Origin of the sequence: Micromonospora sp. WMMA1998 (genome assembly GCF_027497375.1) — a bacterium.
GTDB classification, from domain to species: domain Bacteria; phylum Actinomycetota; class Actinomycetes; order Mycobacteriales; family Micromonosporaceae; genus Micromonospora; species Micromonospora sediminicola.
The window spans coordinates 3,676,322-3,694,407 of the sequence record NZ_CP114911.1 but is presented as its reverse complement, the minus strand read 5'-3'; the positions used below and the strand labels follow the sequence as shown (position 1 = coordinate 3,694,407).

The window sequence follows — 18,086 nt, the reverse complement described above, 5'->3', positions numbered from 1 at the left end:
ACGCCGGCGGCCGGCGCGGCAGGATGGTATGCGTGACGACTCCAGAGGCGACCGGTTACCGGATCGAACGCGACTCGATGGGCGAGGTGGAGGTGCCCGCCGAGGCACTGTGGCGGGCGCAGACCCAGCGCGCGGTGCAGAACTTCCCGATCTCCGGGCGCGGGCTCGAACCGGCCCAGATCAAGGCCCTGGCGCAGATCAAGGGGGCGGCGGCCCAGGTCAACGGTGAGCTGGGGGTGATCGACGCGGACGTGGCGGAGGCGATCGCCACCGCCGCCGCGCACGTCGCCGACGGCGGCTACGACGATCAGTTCCCGGTGGACGTCTTCCAGACCGGCTCCGGCACCTCGTCCAACATGAACACCAACGAGGTCATCGCCACGCTGGCCGGCCGGGAGCTGGGCCGCGACGTCCACCCGAACGACCACGTGAACGCCTCGCAGTCCAGCAACGACGTCTTCCCGACCTCGATCCACCTGGCCGCCACGCAGTTCGTGGTGGAGGACCTGATCCCCTCGCTGACGCAGCTCGCGGGTGCGCTGGAGGCGAAGGCGGCCGAGTTCGAGACGGTGGTCAAGGCGGGCCGCACCCACCTGATGGACGCCACGCCGGTCACGCTCGGGCAGGAGTTCGGCGGCTACGCCGCCCAGGTCCGCTACGGCGTGGAGCGACTGGAGTCGGTGCTGCCCCGGCTGGCCGAGCTGCCGCTGGGCGGCACCGCGGTGGGCACCGGCATCAACACCCCGTTCGGTTTCGCCGGCAAGGTGATCGGCCGGCTGCGGGACTCCACCGGCCTGCCGCTGACCGAGGCGCGTAACCACTTCGAGGCGCAGGGCGCCCGGGACGCGCTGGTGGAGACGTCCGGCCAGCTCCGCACCATCGCGGTCGGCCTCTACAAGATCGCCAACGACGTGCGCTGGATGGGCTCCGGGCCGCGCGCCGGCCTGCGCGAGCTGCGCATCCCCGACCTCCAGCCCGGCTCGTCCATCATGCCGGGCAAGGTGAACCCGGTGGTGGCCGAGGCGATGCGCCAGGTCTGCGCCCAGGTGATCGGCAACGACGCGGCGGTGGCGTTCGCGGGTTCGCAGGGCGACTTCGAGCTGAACGTGATGCTTCCGGTCATGGGCCGCAACCTGCTGGAGTCGATCAAGCTGATCGCCGCGTCGAGCCGGCTGTTCGCCGAGCGCCTGGTGGTCGGCCTGGTCGCGGACGCCGAGGTCTGCCTGGCGTACGCGGAGGGGTCGCCGTCGATTGTCACCCCGCTCAACCGCCACCTGGGCTACGACGAGGCCGCCTCGATCGCCAAGGAGGCGCTGGCCAAGCAGGTCTCCATCCGGGAGGTGGTGATCTCCCGGGGGCACGTCGACTCGGGCACGCTCACCGAGACCCAGCTCGACGAGGCGCTGGACCTGCTCCGGATGACCCACCCCTGAGCGGGACGCCGCGACGCCGGTAATTGCCTCGCCCCGTCACCGGGTGCGCGGGATGATCCGACCGTGCCTGACGACGGGGTGTTGCTGGAGACCGCGCGGCTGACGCTGCGCCGGTTCACCATGGACGACGTGGACCGGCTGGTCGAGCTGGACGCCGACCGGGAGGTCATGCGGTTCCTCACCAACGGTGAGCCGACGCCCGCCGGGACGATCCGGCACGAGGTGGTGCCCCGGCTGCTGGGGCAGTACGGCCGTCACCCCGGGCTCGGCCGCTGGGCGGCGCTCGACCGGTTCACCGGCGAGTTCCTGGGCTGGCTCGCGCTCGACCCGTCCGACGACGGCGCCGAGGGGGAGCTTGGCTACCGGCTGCGTCGCGCCGCGTGGGGGCACGGCCTGGCCACCGAGGGGGCGCGGGCGCTGGTGCGGCACGCGTTCGAGACGGTCGGCGTGCGGCGGGTGTGGGCCGAGACCATGGCGGTCAACGACCGCTCGCGCGCGGTGATGGCCCGCGCGGGGTTGCGCTACGTGCGCACGTTCCACCTGACGTTCGACGACCCGATCCCGGGTACGGAGCACGGTGAGGTGGAGTACGAGCTGCGCCGCGAGGAGTGGCCCGCGGCGCGTCAGGAGTGGGACGCCGCCCTGCGGGCGCGGTAGGCGCTCACCGCGGCCCGGTTGCCGCAGCCGGCGTCGCAGAACCGGCGGGAGCGGTTCTTCGACAGGTCGACCAGCACGTTGGCGCAGTCCGGGTGGTCGCAGTGCCGCAGCCGGCGCAGTTCATTCATGCGGATCAGGTCGGCCAGGGCCATCGCGGCCTCGACGGCCATCCGGGTCGCCAGCGGCGCGTCCCGCGGCACGGCGTGCAGGTGGTACGGCTCGTCGTCGTGCCGGATGAGCTGCGGCAGCGCGTGCGACTCGCGGAGCAGGCCGTTGACGATCTCCACCACCTCGTCCGCGTCGGCGTACCAGACGCGGTGCAACCGGGGCCGCAGGGCGCGGACCTGACGCAGCTCGACGTCGGTGTGCTCGTGCCGGCCGCTGAAGCCGTGGACGCTGACGAAGTCGTCGAGGGCGGCCACGTCGGCCAGCTCGTCCCCGCCCGGACCCGCCGTGTTCACCAGTGCGGCGGCGGCGACCAGCGCGCACTCCGTGTCATGAGCAAAGAGCACCTTGACTCCTGTCGGAGGTTCCGCCTAGCGTCATCAGCATAACGCCTTTTTACTCATGACCAGGAGTTGCCCATGCGTGAACGGCCCCGCGCCGGGCTCGGTCTGGCCCTGCTCTCCGCGCTCGCGTTCGCCACCTCGGGCACGTTCGCCCGCCCCCTGCTCGCCGGTGAGTGGTCGGCCGCCGCGGTGGTGATCGCCCGGGTCGGTGTCGCCGCGCTGGTGCTGGGCGTGCCCGCCCTGCTCGCGCTGCGCGGCCGATGGCCGGTGCTGCGCCGCAACGGGGTCGCGGTGGTGCTGTTCGGTCTGCTCGGCGTGGCGCTGGCCCAGGCCTGCTTCTACAACGCGGTCCACTATCTGCCGGTCGGGGTGGCGCTCATGCTGGAGTACCTCGGCATCGTGATGGTGGTCGGATGGATGTGGTTGGTCCACGGGCAACGTCCGCGGCTGCTGACCGTGGCCGGCTCGCTGACCGCCCTGTGCGGGTTGGCGCTCGTCCTCGACCTCACCGGCGCCGGCGGCCTCGACCCGGTGGGCGTGCTCTGGGGCCTGGGCGCCGGCGTCGGGCTGGCCGGTTACTACGTCATCGCCGGCCGCGTCGACGCCGAACTGCCGTCGGTGGTGATGGCCAGCGGCGGCATGGCCGTCGGGGCGCTGGTGCTGCTGCTGCTCGGCGCGGTCGGGGCGTTGCCGCTGGCCGCCGGCACCGGGGACGTCAGCTTCGCCGGACACCGGATGAGCTGGCTGGTGCCGATCGTCGGGCTGTCGCTGATCGCCGCCGTCGTCGCCTACCTGGCCGGCGTCGCCGGGGCCCGGCTGCTCGGCGCGCGGCTCTCCTCCTTCATCGGGCTGACCGAGGTGATGTTCGCGGTGCTGATCGCCTGGCTGGTGCTGAACGAGTTGCCCAGCGGGATCCAACTGGTCGGCGGCGTCTTCATCGTCGGCGGCGTCGCGCTGGTCCGGATGGACGAGTTGCGGCCCGGATCCGAGTCGGCGGCACCCGCTCCGCCCGCGCCGGCACTGGCCGGCGAGCGATGAGCGCACCCCGCGCCGCGGTCGTCTTCGACGCCGACGAAACCCTGATCGACCTGCGTCCGGCGGTCACCGGCGGGCTGGTCGCCGTACTCGAGGAGATGCGGCGGCGGACCCCGGCGGCGGCCGACGTGTCCCTCGCGGACCTGGAGGGGGACTGGGGTGCGGTCTTCGGCGCGCTCAGCGCCGCACCGGTGCAGGAGATCCGACGGGCCGCGCTGGCCCGGTCGCTGGCCCGGGCCGGGCTGGACGCGCACCTGGACGAGTTCGCGACGCTGTTCTTCGCCCGCCGGTATGCGCTGAGCAGGCCGTTCCCCGACGCGCTGCCGGCGCTGGCCGCGCTGCGCCCGCACCACCTGCTGGGCTTCGCCACCAACGGCAACAGCCGCGCCGAACGCTGCGGCCTACCCGGCCAGTTCGCCTTCGAGCTGTACGCGCACGAGGGCGGCCTGCCGAAGAAGCCGGCGCCGGCGTTCTTCGCGGCCGTGGTCGCGGCCGCCGGGCTGCCCGCCGCGCGCATCGTCCACGTCGGCGACTCGCCGGAGCACGACGTGGTCGCCGCCCAGCGGGCCGGGCTGCGCGCGGTCTGGCTCAACCGGGGCGGACTGCCCCGCCCGCCCGGGCTCGACCCCGACGCGGAGGTGTCCACGCTGGCCGAGTTGCCCGAGGTCATCACCGCGTTGACAAGTGCGAATGCCTGATTGCGGTCTATACCGGACGGGGATCTGGCGGAACTCGCTCCCGTGATGTGGGATGACACCACGTCCCTCAACGAGAGGATCTGATGTGGTGAGCAAGCGCTTCACCGCCGGCGCGGTCGCGGCTGCGGCCTCGCTGGCACTCACGGTGACCGGCCTGGGCGTTCCGGCGGCCGCCGCGCCGTCCAGCACCCGGACCTTCACCGTGCTGGCCGAGAGCGGCGTCTCCAACGACGCCGCCATCGCCGCGATCACCGCGGCCGGTGGCAAGGTCGTCTCCCGTACCGACGACGTCGGCCTCTTCCAGGTGACCAGCGACCGGGCGGACTTCGCCAGCCGGGCCACCGCCGCCGGCGCGCTGCTCGGTGCGGCCGAGGAGAAGGCGATCGGCAGCAAGCCGAAGCTGGACCGGGTCGAGCAGGAGCACCTGCTGGCCGCCGTCGCGAGCAAGGGCAAGGCCGCCAAGGGCAACGCCAAGAAGATGGACCCCCTGGACGACAAGCTCTGGGGTCTGGACATGATCCGGGCCGACAAGGCCCGCAAGATCGAGCCGGGTGACCGTCGGGTGACCGTCGGCGTGCTGGACACCGGCGTCGACGCCAGCCAGCCGGACCTGGCCCCCAACTTCAACTGGGCGCTGTCGCGCAACTTCGCGCCGGACCTCGTCGACGTCGACGGCCCGTGCGAGGTGGCGAGCTGCCTCGACCCGGTCGGCACCGACGACGGCGGGCACGGCACGCACGTGGCCGGCACCATCGGCGCCGCCGCCAACGGCTTCGGCCTCTCCGGCGTGGCGCCGAAGGTCTCCCTGGTCGAGCTGAAGGGTGGCCAGGACAGCGGCTACTTCTTCCTCAACCCGGTGGTCAACGCCCTGGTCTACGCGGGCCGTTCCGGCCTGGACGTGGTCAACATGTCGTTCTACGTCGACCCGTGGCTCTACAACTGCACCGCCAACCCGGCCGACTCGCCGGAGGCGCAGGCCGAGCAGCGGACCATCATCGAGGCCATGAAGCGGGCGCTCACCTTCGCGCACCGCAAGGGCGTCACGCTGGTCGGCGCGCTGGGCAACAACCACGAGGACCTGGGCAACCCGCGCACCGACGTGAGCAGCCCGGACTACGGCGCCGACCCGTACCCGCGGCCGATCGACAACGCGAGCTGCTGGGACCTGCCCACCGAGGGCCCGCACGTGATCGGCGTGTCGGCCGTCGGCCCGTCCGGCAAGAAGGCCGACTTCTCGAACTACGGCACCGAGCAGATCTCGGTGGCGGCTCCGGGCGGTTGGTTCCGGGACGGCTTCGGCACCGACACCTACCGCGCCGACGCCAACATGATCCTCTCCACGTACCCGAAGAAGGTGCTGCAGGAGGAGGGCTCGGTCGACGAGGACGGCAACATCGTCGCCGGCTTCGAGAACTCGGTGTTCAAGCAGTGCACCGCCAAGGGTGAGTGTGGCTACTACACCTACCTCCAGGGCACCTCGATGGCGTCCCCGCACGCCGCGGGCGTGGCGGCGCTGATCGTCAGCCGCTACGGCAAGCAGCAGGGCCGCAACGGCTTCGGCATGTCGCCGGACCTGGTCGAGCAGCACCTCTACCGGACGGCGGCCGAGCACGCCTGCCCGGAGCCGCGGCTGCAGACCTACACCAACGAGGGTCGGGACGCCGAGTTCAACGCGTACTGCGCGGGCTCGCTGAACTTCAACGGCTTCTACGGCTACGGCATCGTCGACGCCTACGCCGCGGTGAAGACCCCGCTGAAGCCCAACGCTCGCCCGTAACACCCGTTCGACCGTCGTGGCGGTGTCCGGAGTTCCCGGACGCCGCCACGTCGGCGTTGCGGCCCGTGTCGGGGCCGCTCGATGAGTTGCGGCGGGCGTTGTCGTCGGTGTGACGGCCACTAGGTCGGCTGGGGCGCGGCCCCGGCGGCGCGGTCGCTCACGGTCGCCATCCCCGGGCCACCAGGGCGGCGCGGACCTCGCGGACCAGGGCGGGGAACTCCGTGCGCAGGCGGCGGCCCGTCACGTGCAGCACGAGCCAGCCGGCCCCGACGAGCTGGTTGAGCCGGCGCCGGTCGAGGTGCGTCCGGTCCGGGTCGGCGTGCCACTGGCCGTCGTACTCGACGGCCACCCGGAACTCCGGCCAGGCGAGATCGGGATGCAGGACGAGGGCGGTCGACACGCGCACCGGATGCTGCGCCGCCGGACGCGGCAGGCCGGCGAACATCAACCGCACCCGCAGGTGGGACTCGGGCGGGGACTGGGCCAGCCCGTCGGTCAGCCCGAACACCCAGGCCGCCCGCCGGGCACCCGGACGACCGGCGTTCCGGGCCGCCTCGCCGGCCAGCTGCGCGCGGCCCACCACACCGGTGCGCAGCAGGCCGTCGATGACGCCGACCGCTTTCACCGGGTCGGCCCAGACCGCGGTCTCCCAGGCGCAGGTGGCCGGATCGGTACGCGGCGGCGGGCCGGCCAGGATCATCGGCGTGTCGGGCGGGCGGTCCGTCAGGGGTGACGTGCCGGTGCCCGGGGGAGAGGTGATGCGGGCGGCCGGGAGGGTGCTCGCGGCGGCGCGGGAGCCGGCGGGCAGGGCGGTGCCGGCGGGGGCCAGGAGGACGTCCCGGGTGCTCGCGACCGGTGCGTGGTGCACGCGCACCCCCGGCTGCGAGTCGGCCCGAACCGTGGCCGGCAGGAGGACGTGCACGTCGTCGGTGAAGTCGGCCGCGTGCTCGACGCCGTGCAGACAGGCCGCCGACGGGCCGGCGATCAACGCGCCAGGTGGCATGCGGAGCAGCACGGCGCGGCAGGCCAGGGCGTGGTCGCGGTCGAGCCGGGCGTCGGCGTAGACGTCCTGCCGGAGCCGAACCCAGGACGCGCCCCGGAGTTGGTGACGGGACAGCAGACCGCGGCGGATCGCGTCCGAGCCGCGGAACACCTGCCAGGCCAACTCCGGCGGTCGATGAGGATGAGGTGGCATACGAGAAAGCGTGGCCGCGCCCGGGCGGCCCCCGACACCCCTGTGGACAGTCCCGACGGCCCCGACGGCCGTGCCCTGTGGACAACCCCCGCCCGACCCAGGTTCGTGCTATGACCGCCGATCACGCTCGTGCCGTTCGATGATCGGTTCCACTTCGGGGAGGCGGGGGTGTCCGGGGAGTGCGGATACCGCCACTTCGGCGTGGTGGCCGGACTGACGGGCGGGTCAGGAGAGGGCGGTGGCGACCGCCTCGGCGGCGGCGGTGACCTGGGCGCCGACCTCGGTCACGTCGAGCGGGGTCAGCGAGACCACCCCCACGCTCCCCTCCAGCCCCGGCACCCCGAGCACCGGCGCCGCCACCCCGTACGCGCCGGACTGCAACTCGCCGTTGGTGCTGACCGGCCCGGGCTCGCCGGCCCGCCCGGCCAGCACCGCCCGGCCGGCCGCGCCCCGCTCCAGCGGATGCCGGGAGCCGGTGCGATACGCCACGTGGAAGGCGGTCCAGCTCGGCTCGACCACGGCCAGCGCCACCCCCTCGCCACCCTCGACGACGGTCAGGTGGGCGGTCGCCCCGGTCCGCTCGGCGAGCCGGCGCAGCGCGGGCAGCGCCCCCTCGGCGAGCAGGGGCTGGGCACGACGGGCCAGGTGCAGCACGCCCACCCCGATCCGCAACCGGCCCTCGCCGTCGCGCCGGAGCATGCCGTGCCCGGTCAGCGCGCCGACCAACCGGTAGACCGCCGCGCGCCCGATGCCGAGCCGCTGCGCCGCCTCGGTGACGGTCAGCCCGCCCGGGGCGTCCGCCACGAGGTGCAGCAGACGCAGCCCGCGGTCCAGGGTCTGCGCCGTCTCGCCCGGGCGTGCCGCCGTGTCCACGCACGCAGCGTACGACCCGGCTCCGCCCAACCGGGAAATGTGCGGACGGCTACCCTTGTGAGGTGACGCTACGCCTGTATGACACCGCCACCCGATCGGTGCGGGACTTCGTCCCGCGGGAAGCCGGCAAGGTGGGGGTCTACCTGTGTGGTCTCACGCTCCAGGCCCCGCCGCACATCGGTCACCTTCGCTCCGGCGTCAACTACGACGTGCTGCGCCGCTGGCTGCTGAGCAAGGGCTTCGAGGTCACGTTCATCCGCAACCTGACCGACATCGACGACAAGGTCCTGGCCAAGGCGATGGAGCAGGGGCGACCGTTCTGGTCGATCGCCTACGCGAACGAGCAGCTCCTCACCGCCTCCTACCGGGCGCTGAACGTGCTCCCGCCGACGTACGAGCCGCGGGCCACCGGTCACGTGCCGGAGATGCAGGAGCTGATCGCCCGGTTGATCGAGACCGGGCACGCCTACCCGGCCACTGACGGCTCCGGCGACGTCTACTTCGACGTGGCCTCCTGGCCGGCCTACGGGTCGCTGTCCGGCCAGTCGCCGGCCGACATGCAGTCCGCCGGGGACGCCCCCGACCGGGGCAAACGGGATCCGCGTGACTTCGCGCTCTGGAAGGGTGCCAAGCCGAACGAGCCGGCCGACGCCTACTGGCTGTCGCCGTGGGGTCGCGGCCGACCCGGCTGGCACATCGAGTGCTCGGCCATGTGCTGGCGCTACCTGGGCGCCGAGTTCGACATCCACGGCGGCGGGCTCGACCTGACGTTCCCGCACCACGAGAACGAGATCGCCCAGTCCCAGGCCGCCGACCTGCCGTTCGCCCGCTACTGGGTGCACCACGGGCTGCTCGGCATCGGCGGCACCAAGATGGGCAAGTCGCTGGGCAACACGCTCGACCTCGACTACGTGGCCTCGCTCGGGGTGCGTCCGGTGGAGCTGCGCTACTACTACGTCGCCGCGCACTACCGCTCCCGCATCGACTACTCGGAGGACGCGCTGCGCGAGGCCGCGGTCGCGTACCGCCGGGTCGAGGGCTTCGTGCAGCGGGCGGTCGAGCGGGTCGGCGCGGGCCGGCCCGGCGACCTGCCGGCCGGGTTCGCGGCGGCGATGGACGACGACCTGAACACCTCGGCGGCGCTGGCGGTGCTGCACGAGGTGATTCGGGACGGCAACACGGCGTTGACCGCCGGTGACGATGTGACCGTCCGCACGACGCTCGCCGCCGTGCGGGCGATGCTGGATATCCTCGGCGTCGACCCCCTGGACCCGGCGTGGACCGGCGGCGGGCACACGGACGACCTGCGTGGCGTGGTGGACTCGCTGATCGCGCTCGCCCTGGAGCAGCGCGCCCAGGCCCGCAGCCGCAAGGACTGGACCGCCGCCGACGCGGTCCGCGACCAGCTCAAGCAGGCCGGCGTGGTCGTCGAGGACACCCCCCAGGGCCCGCGTTGGACTATTGGAGAGCAGGACTGATGGCCGGCAACTCGCAGCGCCGTGGCCGGCGACTGACGTCGAAGTCGGGCGCCCCCAAGGGCACCGGTGGCAAGAACAAGGACTCCCTCGCCGGGCGGGGCCGCACCCTGCCGGCGGACGAGCGGCCCTGGCACAAGGCCTACTCGGGCACCGAGAAGCTGCCCCAGCGCACCGCCTGGAAGCAGGACAAGGAGCGCCGCGCCGCCGCCGAGGAGGGGCGTGCGCCCAAGATCGGTAACCCGGGCACCAAGGACACCACCTGGGGCAAGGGCACCCGGGCCGGCGTGCCGCTGAAGGGCGGCAAGGGCAAGCCCGGCGGCCGCGGTGGCCCGCGGGTGGCGCCCGGGCGCAAGGCCAACCCGGCGAAGGACAGCCCCGAGCTGCTGGTCGGGCGGAACCCGGTGCTGGAGTCGCTGCGCACCCAGGTGCCGGCGACCGCGCTCTACACCGCGCAGGGCATCGACGTGGACGACCGGGTCAAGGAGATCGTCCGCACCGCCGCCGACCGGGGCATCGCGATCCTGGAGGTCAGCCGCGCCGAGCTGGACCGGATGACCGGCGGCGTGCTGCACCAGGGCGTCGGCCTCCAGGTGCCGCCGTTCGCCTACGAGCCGTTCGACGACCTGGTCGCCGCCGCGCTGGAGCAGGCCGCCCCGCTGCTCGTCGCGCTGGACGGGGTCACCGACCCGCGTAACCTCGGCGCGGTCATCCGGTCGGCCGCCGCGTTCGGCGCGCAGGGTGTCTTCGTACCCGAGCGGCGCGCCGCCGGGATCACCGCGACCGCCTGGCGGACCAGCGCCGGCGCGGCCGCGCGCGTGCCGGTCGCCCAGGTCACCAACCTGACCCGGTCGCTCAAGGCGTGCAAGGACGCCGGCTTCGTCGTGGTCGGCCTCGACGCCGACGGACAGACCGACCTGTACGACCTGGAGGCCGCCGTCGGCCCGCTGGTCGTGGTGGTCGGCTCGGAGGGCCGCGGGCTGTCCCGCCTGGTCGGCGAGACCTGCGACCTCACCGTCAGCATCCCGATGGTCTCGGACGTGGAGTCGCTCAACGCCAGCGTCGCCGCTGCGGTCACGCTCGCCGAGGTCGCCCGCCGTCGGTCCGTCGAGGCCTGACCGCACGTACGACGAAGGGGCGGCCCGCCACGGCGGACCGCCCCTTCTCTGTCGCTGACGTCAGATCCGCTTGCCGGTGGTGGCGTGGAAGACGTGGTTGCGCCCGGCACGCGGCTTGACGAACACGGTGTCACCCATGTTCGGCATGCTGCGCCGGTCGGTGCGGACCACGAACCGCTCGTTGTGGCCCTCCAGCGCGGCGTGGCCGTAGATGTTGGCGTCGGAGCCCAGGTCCTCGACCAGCTCGACCACGACCGGCATGCCACCCTCGGACGGGCTCACCAGGTCGCAGTCCTCCGGACGGAAGCCGACGGTCACCTTGCCGTCGCCGCCCTCGGCCCGGGCCGCCGCGACCTGCTCGCGGGTCAGCGGCACGGTCATCTCGGCGAACGCGGCGCCCTGCTCGGCCAGCGGCACCGTCTTGATGTTCATGGCCGGGGAGCCCATGAAGCCGGCGACGAAGACGTTGGCCGGGGTGTCGTAGAGCGCCCGGGGGGTGTCCACCTGCTGGAGCACGCCGTCCAGCATGACCGCCACCCGGTGACCCATGGTCATGGCCTCGACCTGGTCGTGGGTGACGTAGACCGTGGTGACGCCGAGCTTCGCCTGGAGCGAGGCGATCTGCGTACGGGTCTGCACACGCAGCTTCGCGTCGAGGTTCGACAGCGGCTCGTCCATCAGGAAGACCTGCGGCTCGCGGACGATCGCGCGGCCCATGGCGACACGCTGGCGCTGACCGCCGGAGAGCGCCTTCGGCTTGCGGCTGAGGAACTCCTCCAGCTGGAGCAGCCCGGCCGCCTCCTTGACCCGCCGGTCGATCTCCGACTTCGAGGTCTTGCGCAGCTTGAGGGCGAACGCCATGTTCTCGTACACCGTCATGTGCGGGTAGAGGGCGTAGTTCTGGAAGACCATCGCGATGTCGCGGGCCTTCGGCGGGAGGTGGGTGACGTCCCGGTCGTCGATGTAGATCGCGCCGTCGTCGACGTCCTCCAGGCCGGCGAGCATCCGCAGGCTGGTGGACTTGCCGCAGCCGGACGGGCCGACCAGGACGAGGAACTCCCCGTCACCGATCTGGAGGTCGAGCTGGTTGACGGCGGGGCGCTCGGTGCCCGGATAGATCCGGGACGCCTTCGCGTAGGTGACCGTAGCCATGATGGAGCGCTTCCTTTCACCGGCAGGAACGTGCCGGACGATCCGAGTGAAGGAGCGACCGGCGCCCAAGGCACCGGCCAACGGGGTCGTCGCCCGGGCAGCCGAGGCCGGCCGGAGTGTCGTCCGTGTCACTGCACCGTAAACGGCTTTCGCGGCCGTGCCAAGACGAGGAACAGCGGGTGGGACGGACGGCATACACATTTCGGTCACCCGGGCACGGCGAGGCATCAATCTCCCGGTTGGGAGCGCGCCCGCCCGAGGATCCGTCGGCGCCGCCGGTCGGGAAATTGACGTTTTCCGTGCTCGGGAGCCCTGCCAGGCGGGATTTCCGGAGGCCACTCGCTATGCTGAGCCCGTCACACGTGCCCCTGTAGCTCAGCTGGCCAGAGCACTCGCCTTGTAAGCGAGATGTCGCCGGTTCGATCCCGGCCGGGGGCTCCAATTCCACAAGGCGATCCCTGCCGGTGGTCGTCGTGATTTCCCCGGTTGACAGCAACGTTGACAGCAACGGGGGTCACGACAGCCGTCCGTCGAGCTTGCCGAGCGCCTGGCGCATCGCGTCGAGGTTGGCGTGAGCGTAGACCTTGAGCGTGACCTTGACGTCGGCGTGCCGGGCGATGGCTTGGACAACGTGCGGGGGCACGCCCAGCTCCATCAGCAGGGAAACGACCGTGTGCCGTAGGTCGTGCAGCCGGACGCCGGGTAGGCCGGCGGTTTCCCGGAGCCGGGCGAAGGAGCGGCTGAGGTTGGTCGGCTCCATCGGCGTACCGCGCTCGGAGGGGAAGACGAGCCCGTGATCCTCCCAGACCTCGGAGAGGGCGGCCCGCTCCGCCTGCTGGCGCTCCCGGTGCTCCATCAGCGTGAGCCAGGTGAACTCGGGCAGCGGTAACACAGCCTCGGAGTCCTCGGTCTTGGCGTCCAGTACGTGAAGCGTCCCGGCGACCCGCTGAACGGTCTGCTGCACCCGGAGGGTGCCGTCGTCGAGGTCGACGTCCGACCAGCGGAGCCCGACCAGCTCCCCGCGGCGGAGGCCCATCGTGGCCGCCACGACATAGAGGGCGTGGAGCCGGTGACCGGTGGAGGCGGCGAGGATCTTGCGCACCTGGTCGACGGAGAGGCCCTTGCCGATCTTGTAGCGCGGCGAGGGGACACGCACCAGCTTCGCCACGTTGCGCGACACCAACTCCTCCCGCATCGCGTGTTGCAGCGCGTTGCGCAGGACCGCGTGCACGAACTGCACCTGACGAGCGCTCGGGTAGCTCTGGCAGCAGCGACCGACGGAGCAGCACCGCCGGTCAGCCGGGCGGATCTTGTCGAGACCGTTGGTGCAGCAGAGGCACTTGCGGCGGAAGCCGTCCATGAACGCCTTGACGTGCTGCACCTGCAAGCCGTCAAGGCGCTTCGTGCCGAGCGCCGGCACCAGGTGCAGCCGTACGGCGCTCTCGTAGCCACGAAGGGTAGTGGGCTTCAAGTCGTTGACGTACGTCTTCAGCCAGTAGGGCAGGTAATCGGCCAACTTCCAGGCCCGGTCGGGGGTGGGGATGCCGCGCTGAGACTGCGCCTTCAACTCGATGAGCTTGGCGTGTGCCTCGTCCCAGGTGGCGCCGTAGACGAACTTTCGCTTGCGAGTGCCGTCGGTGGCGAGCACGTACGCCTGCCCGACCCACCGGCCGTCACTGGAGCGCTGATAGATCGAGCCTTCCCCGTTGGGGTTGCGGCGGGCGGCCGACTGTCGTTGCTTCGGTTCTCTGGGCATCAGGCGGCTTCCTCCATGAGCGTGGCAATGGCCTCGTCGATGGCCGATGCGGGGATGAGCCGGCGGCTTCCGACCTTGAAGGAGCGAAGCCGGCCGGAGCGGATGAGGTCGTAGACGAGCGAGCGGCCGATGCCGAGCGCCTGGGCGGCTTCCTCGACGCGCAGCACCCGACGAGTGATCGAGCTGGAGGGGTTCATCGCCTGGCCTTCCTCGTGTGCGGAGGGGTGGGTGCGGATAGTCGGACCGGCAAGGGCGATCACTTCTCGCCGGCGCAGGCCGCGAGCGCGGTGGGTTGGTTGGCCAGCGCGGTGGCGGTTGTTCGTAGGCGTGCGGTGTCGAGGTCTGTGCGCCAGCGGATGCGGGCGGATATCGCGCGGAGGAGTCGGTGTTCCAGTGGCGGCACGTCGGGGTCTTCGGGTCGGGCGAGTTCGAACCGGTACCGCTTGGATCCGTCCGCGTCATCGGCCGCCTGGTCGTGGTCCTCGGTGTCGGCCATGCCGCCGGCGAGGATCGCGCGTACCCACGCGCGGTTGTCGGCGCGGTGGTCGGCGAGGGTCTTTCCGGACCATTGGCGGGAGACGAGGACGCGGCGGCCGGTGAAGCCGAGGGTGGAGCGTTGGTGGACCTTCCCGGTGCACCGGCCGGGGGTCAAGCCGGCCTTGACGCCGTCGGGCTGGACGCCGTAGAGAAGCCAGTTGGCGCACGTCGGGGAGCACGGCAGGACCGCCAGTTCCGCGTGGAGGCGGTCGAAGTGGGCCTTCTGTGGGTCGGAGCGGGGTTTGGCCTGGTCGGTCAGGTCTTTGGTGACGTACTTGGTCACGTAGCGGATGGACCGTTCGGCGTCCTTGGTGCCCTGCTCGATGCCGCGGGCGTCGATGCGGCCGAGGCGGGCGACGTAGGCGGGTCGGCTGTCGGGTTCCTCCAGAGCGTCGAGGGCTTCGCCCCAGGTGGGCAGCGGCTCGCGGGACGTCGGGTCGACGTATGCCTGACGGTCGACGTCCCAGACCGGCGGCTTGTCCACGCGGAAGACCAGCTCGTTGAAGGGTGGCCACCACACCTGGTGGTAGGTGGCGGCGGCGATCTGCTTGAGCAACCGGCGCGGGAGAGTGCCCCGGATGGCGAAGTGCGCGTGAGGGGCGAGGCGGCGTTGCAGTTCGACGGCTCCGGCGTATTGGACGTTCCAGCCGGCGGCGCGGCGGACGTTCTGCCACCACCGGTCGAGGACCCGGGCGAAGTGGATCGCATCCAACGCTGCGCGCCGGTAGTCGTAGCCGGCGGGGTCGACGGGGGTGCCGAGGAGGTCGTCGTGCGGGCCGTGCCGGGTGCCGCACTTGCAGGGAGCGATGTAGGCGCCGCGGCGGAGGTGGGAGTGCACCGGCCCGTGCGAGTCCAACGTCAGCGTGACCAGCATCGACGGCCGGTGGGTCTTTCCCGTCCTACCCGAGTAGGCCCGGCCCACCGTGCGGGGGTCGACGGGCAGCCGGGGCAGGTCCGGTGAGTCTTGACGCCGCCGGGTGGACCGCTTGCGGCGGGGCCGTTCGTCGCGTTCCTTCGGCGTGAGGTGCCCGCGCAGGCTGGTTGCGCCGAGGGCTTCGTCCAGGTCGGCGATCGCGGCGTCGATCTCGGCCACCTGGGCGGCCCGCTCGTCGGGGGTCATCGGCTGGTACTGGACGGCTTCGCGTTCGAACTCCAGGTGCGCCCGGACTCGAACGAGGGCGAGCGCGTCCTCACCGGGCTTGTCGGGGCGGATGGCGGGTTCGTCGGCGAGGTGCCAGCCTTCCCGGATCTGTTGGATGCGCAGCCGCCGGCCCTTCTCCGCGCACGGCTTGCACTTGACGGCCAGGGTCGCCCCGCACGGCACCTCCACCACCTCGGTAAGGCCGGTGGTGGTGTCGGTGCGGCGTAGCGCGAGGGGGCGGACGCAGACTCCGTGGGACTCGGCGAGTTGCTTGAGCGCGTCCTTGGCGAGGGGCTTGCGCATCCGGTCGGCGCGCGACCCGGGCCGCGGCTGCGCCTCTGTCGGAGTCCCGGGGATGAGGGGAAGTTGGGTCACTGGTCACGCTCCGCGCCGTACGGGGTGCCGTTGCGGGCGGGGAACGCTGCTGCGGTCACGGGCACCAGGCCGGGCCGCTGCACCGCCACCGCCGCCGGCCGGACCGGCTCGTGAGTGACCGCCTGGTCCTCGTCGATGGCGTCGACCACGACGGGCCGGTGGTCCTCGATCGGGTCGTAGCCGGGCGGCACCTCGCCCCGGTCGCCGGCCGGCTCGGCTGGCGTCGCCGGGGCGGTGGAGAAGACGAGCTTGGACAGGCCGAGGAACGCCAGCGCGGGCACGGCCGACAGCAGCCACCCTGACGGACTCGGCTTCGCCACGGCGAGTTGCGCGGCGAGGGACAGGGCGACGGCGCAGACGAGTAGGAACAGCGGGTAGCCGATCGGGCCGCCGGTGCGGCGGCGTCGCCGGATGGTCAGCAGCGCCGCCAACGGGAGCAGTTCGGAGATGGCAGCGTTGGCCCAGCCGAACCAGTCACCGGTACCGGTAGGCGAGTTGGCCATGGTCCAGTCGTGGACGTGGGTGAACGAGGCGGCGCCGGCGAGGCCGCCGACGGTGAGGACGATGAGCACCAGGGCCAGCCCTTCCACACGCTCGGTATCGGCCTTCACGGGGTCACCTCCCGCTCGGTGTCGTCGCACAGCCGGCGGTAGTCGCGGCCGAGCTGGCGGATGTCGTCGTCGGTGAGGTAGGCGAAGCGGACCCGGACGGGTTCACGGACGCCGTCGAGGACCACGAACCCCACCCCCGGCATGGATTCGGGGATGCGGTCGCAGAGGGCTCCTCGGTCGCGGGCGGCGTCGCCGAGGACCATGTCCACCTGCTCGGGCTCGGTCAGCCGCAGTCCGATGCGGGTGGGGAACAGGTCGCGGAACGGCAGCACGTCTTTGCGTGGGTCCTGCAACGCGGCGACCATATGCACGCCGACCGCCCGGCCTTGCGACAGCAGCAGCCCGAGTGATTCCTTGATCCGGTCGCGGACCTTCCGATCCGTGATGTACGCGGTGAGCGCGGCCAGCTCGTCGACGACCAGGACGAGCAACGGATCCTCCGGGGTCGGCACGTGCTGGCGGGTCACCCCGCGTAGCCGGGCCGCGCGCAGGCGCATCCGCTTGACGGCCTCTTCGAGGACGCCGGCCATGCTGTCGGGGTCGTCGTAGGCGAAGCGGGTGAACAGCGGCACCCCGGCCGCCAACTCCATCCCGCCCTTGGGGTCGAACGCCCACACCTCCACCAGCCCGGAGCGGATGCCGCCGGCCAGGGAGCGCAGCAGCGACCACAGCACCGACCCTTTGCCCGACCCGGTCGCCCCGGCGATCAGGACATGTGACCCGGCCAGCCGCAGCCGGTAGGGCTGGCCGTCCTCGTCGACGCCGAGGGTGAGCCCGTCCAGGTTCGGGACCTCAGCCACGGGGAGCGGCGCCACGACGTTGGCGAGGGGGTCTCGGCGTACGAAGCGCACCACCACCCGATCCGGCCGGTCTGTGGAGCGTGCCTGTCCGCTGCGGCGGTGGAACGCGTAGGCGAGGCGTTCCGCGGCCTGTCCCCAGTCATCGGGGATCTGCCCCGGCAGCAGCCGGACGGTCAGCTCGTCGCCGAACCGGTCGCACCGCACCCGCAGGAGTTGCGGCACATAGCGGTCACCGGCGAACGCCGTCGCCAGCCCGCAGGTGGCCATCACGGATGCCCACCGCCGGCGGTAGACGACCAGCGCGCGGACCCGGCTGACGAGCGGGTACCAGCCGAACCGCAACCACGACGACGGATGCCACCGCCACCACCCGACACAGCCGCCGGCGACGGTCAGGACGACGCCGGCCAGGACCAGGCCGCCGAACTCCGCCCGGATCCACAGCGCCAGCGCGGCGGGGGCGGTGAGCCACCAGTACCGGACCGCCAGCACGGAGGCGCGGAACAGGCCCCGGGCCAGCCACCAGAGCACGAGCAGCCAACCCGGAACCCGCCACGCCGGAAGGCGCACGTTCATCGGCGCCATGGGGATCTTGTCCCCGGGAATGACGTTGATCAGAGGCACACGTCATCACCCCAGTGCGGACGCCCCAGCGTCGCGATGCACGAGTGGCAGGACATACGGCGCAGGTCGAACCGGCGCGGCTTCACCCACCGGCAGCAATGGGGACAGCGGATCGCGCACACCCGAGCGGAAGCCGGCGGCAACCCCAGCGCCGACCGGACGGCGGCCTCCACCTCCCGGTAGGCGTGACGCAGACCGGTCAGGCGGGCGCGGCCGATTGCCAGGGCCGCGCCGAGCAGCAGGGGCACGGCGATGAACAGGGCAGGGGGAATTACGGTGGGCATCACGCCCTCCTTCACCAGATGAGGGGTGGGAGAGCG

General features: G+C 72.2%; 17 protein-coding genes and 1 tRNA gene. 8 read left to right on the top strand and 10 right to left on the bottom strand.

Going from position 1 to position 18,086, the window contains the following annotated elements:
• The first annotated feature begins 23 nt into the window (after positions 1–23).
• Positions 24–1,433, top strand: coding sequence for a class II fumarate hydratase (locus O7600_RS16665; RefSeq protein ID WP_281588444.1), 1,410 nt, complete (start codon positions 24–26; stop codon positions 1,431–1,433).
• A gap of 63 nt (positions 1,434–1,496) precedes the next feature.
• Positions 1,497–2,090: a GNAT family N-acetyltransferase gene (locus O7600_RS16660; protein WP_091568777.1), complete on the top strand. Its 594-nt coding sequence runs from the start codon at positions 1,497–1,499 to the stop codon at positions 2,088–2,090.
• On the opposite strand, the gene O7600_RS16655 is transcribed toward O7600_RS16660, so the two are convergent.
• The gene (locus O7600_RS16655) at positions 2,057–2,602 is read right to left on the bottom strand and encodes a CGNR zinc finger domain-containing protein (RefSeq protein WP_281588442.1); all 546 of its coding nucleotides are present in this window, start codon (positions 2,600–2,602) and stop codon (positions 2,057–2,059) included. The genes O7600_RS16660 and O7600_RS16655 overlap by 34 nt on opposite strands.
• 72 nt (positions 2,603–2,674) lie before the next feature.
• Here O7600_RS16655 and O7600_RS16650 point away from each other — a divergent pair, with 72 nt between their 5' ends.
• The 3 genes from O7600_RS16650 to O7600_RS16640 all read left to right on the top strand — a co-directional run bounded on the left by O7600_RS16650 (position 2,675) and on the right by O7600_RS16640 (position 6,109).
• Positions 2,675–3,637, top strand: coding sequence for an EamA family transporter (locus O7600_RS16650; RefSeq protein WP_281588440.1), 963 nt, complete (start codon positions 2,675–2,677; stop codon positions 3,635–3,637).
• Positions 3,634–4,332: an HAD family hydrolase gene (locus O7600_RS16645; RefSeq protein ID WP_281588438.1), complete on the top strand. Its 699-nt coding sequence runs from the start codon at positions 3,634–3,636 to the stop codon at positions 4,330–4,332. The genes O7600_RS16650 and O7600_RS16645 overlap by 4 nt, the downstream gene beginning before the upstream one ends.
• 88 nt (positions 4,333–4,420) lie before the next feature.
• Entirely contained in the window at positions 4,421–6,109 is a 1,689-nt protein-coding gene (locus O7600_RS16640; protein WP_281588436.1) for a S8 family serine peptidase, read from the top strand.
• 157 nt (positions 6,110–6,266) lie between these two features.
• Here O7600_RS16640 and O7600_RS16635 read toward each other — a convergent pair whose 3' ends face one another.
• Positions 6,267–7,304, bottom strand: a complete 1,038-nt coding sequence (locus O7600_RS16635; RefSeq protein ID WP_281588433.1) for a hypothetical protein — start codon at positions 7,302–7,304, stop codon at positions 6,267–6,269.
• A 225-nt stretch (positions 7,305–7,529) separates the two neighbouring features.
• Entirely contained in the window at positions 7,530–8,177 is a 648-nt protein-coding gene (locus O7600_RS16630; RefSeq protein WP_281588431.1) for a helix-turn-helix domain-containing protein, read from the bottom strand.
• Positions 8,178–8,239: 62 nt separating this feature from the next.
• Here O7600_RS16630 and cysS point away from each other — a divergent pair, with 62 nt between their 5' ends.
• A complete protein-coding gene (gene cysS, locus O7600_RS16625) occupies positions 8,240–9,655 on the top strand; it encodes a cysteine--tRNA ligase (protein ID WP_281588429.1) in 1,416 nt (471 codons plus the stop codon).
• The gene (rlmB, locus tag O7600_RS16620; protein ID WP_091568801.1) at positions 9,655–10,770 is read left to right on the top strand and encodes a 23S rRNA (guanosine(2251)-2'-O)-methyltransferase RlmB; all 1,116 of its coding nucleotides are present in this window, start codon (positions 9,655–9,657) and stop codon (positions 10,768–10,770) included. Before cysS ends, rlmB begins: the two co-directional genes overlap by 1 nt.
• Before the next feature lie 60 nt (positions 10,771–10,830).
• Here the strand turns inward: rlmB and ugpC are convergent, their stop codons facing one another.
• Complete coding sequence (gene ugpC, locus O7600_RS16615; protein WP_099163439.1) at positions 10,831–11,922, bottom strand: sn-glycerol-3-phosphate ABC transporter ATP-binding protein UgpC; 1,092 nt, start codon at positions 11,920–11,922, stop codon at positions 10,831–10,833.
• 364 nt (positions 11,923–12,286) lie between these two features.
• Between ugpC and O7600_RS16610 the strand changes: the two genes are divergently transcribed.
• Positions 12,287–12,363: transfer RNA gene (locus tag O7600_RS16610), tRNA-Thr, on the top strand.
• A gap of 73 nt (positions 12,364–12,436) precedes the next feature.
• Here the strand turns inward: O7600_RS16610 and O7600_RS16605 are convergent.
• The 6 genes from O7600_RS16605 to O7600_RS16580 all read right to left on the bottom strand — a co-directional run bounded on the left by O7600_RS16605 (position 12,437) and on the right by O7600_RS16580 (position 18,050).
• The gene (locus tag O7600_RS16605) at positions 12,437–13,678 is read right to left on the bottom strand and encodes a site-specific integrase (protein WP_281588424.1); all 1,242 of its coding nucleotides are present in this window, start codon (positions 13,676–13,678) and stop codon (positions 12,437–12,439) included.
• The gene (locus O7600_RS16600; RefSeq protein WP_281588422.1) at positions 13,678–13,875 is read right to left on the bottom strand and encodes an excisionase family DNA-binding protein; all 198 of its coding nucleotides are present in this window, start codon (positions 13,873–13,875) and stop codon (positions 13,678–13,680) included. Before O7600_RS16600 ends, O7600_RS16605 begins: the two co-directional genes overlap by 1 nt.
• 59 nt (positions 13,876–13,934) lie before the next feature.
• Positions 13,935–15,659 carry a replication initiator gene (locus tag O7600_RS16595; RefSeq protein ID WP_281588420.1) on the bottom strand — a complete coding sequence of 575 codons (1,725 nt, stop codon included), beginning with the start codon at positions 15,657–15,659 and terminating at the stop codon, positions 13,935–13,937.
• A 68-nt stretch (positions 15,660–15,727) separates the two neighbouring features.
• Entirely contained in the window at positions 15,728–16,342 is a 615-nt protein-coding gene (locus O7600_RS16590) for a DUF2637 domain-containing protein (RefSeq protein ID WP_281588418.1), read from the bottom strand.
• A complete protein-coding gene (locus tag O7600_RS16585; protein ID WP_281588417.1) occupies positions 16,339–17,766 on the bottom strand; it encodes an FtsK/SpoIIIE domain-containing protein in 1,428 nt (475 codons plus the stop codon). The genes O7600_RS16590 and O7600_RS16585 overlap by 4 nt, the downstream gene beginning before the upstream one ends.
• On the bottom strand, positions 17,757–18,050 hold the full coding sequence (locus O7600_RS16580) for a hypothetical protein (protein WP_281588415.1): 294 nt from the start codon (positions 18,048–18,050) through the stop codon (positions 17,757–17,759). Before O7600_RS16580 ends, O7600_RS16585 begins: the two co-directional genes overlap by 10 nt.
• Between the last annotated feature and the right edge of the window lie 36 nt (positions 18,051–18,086).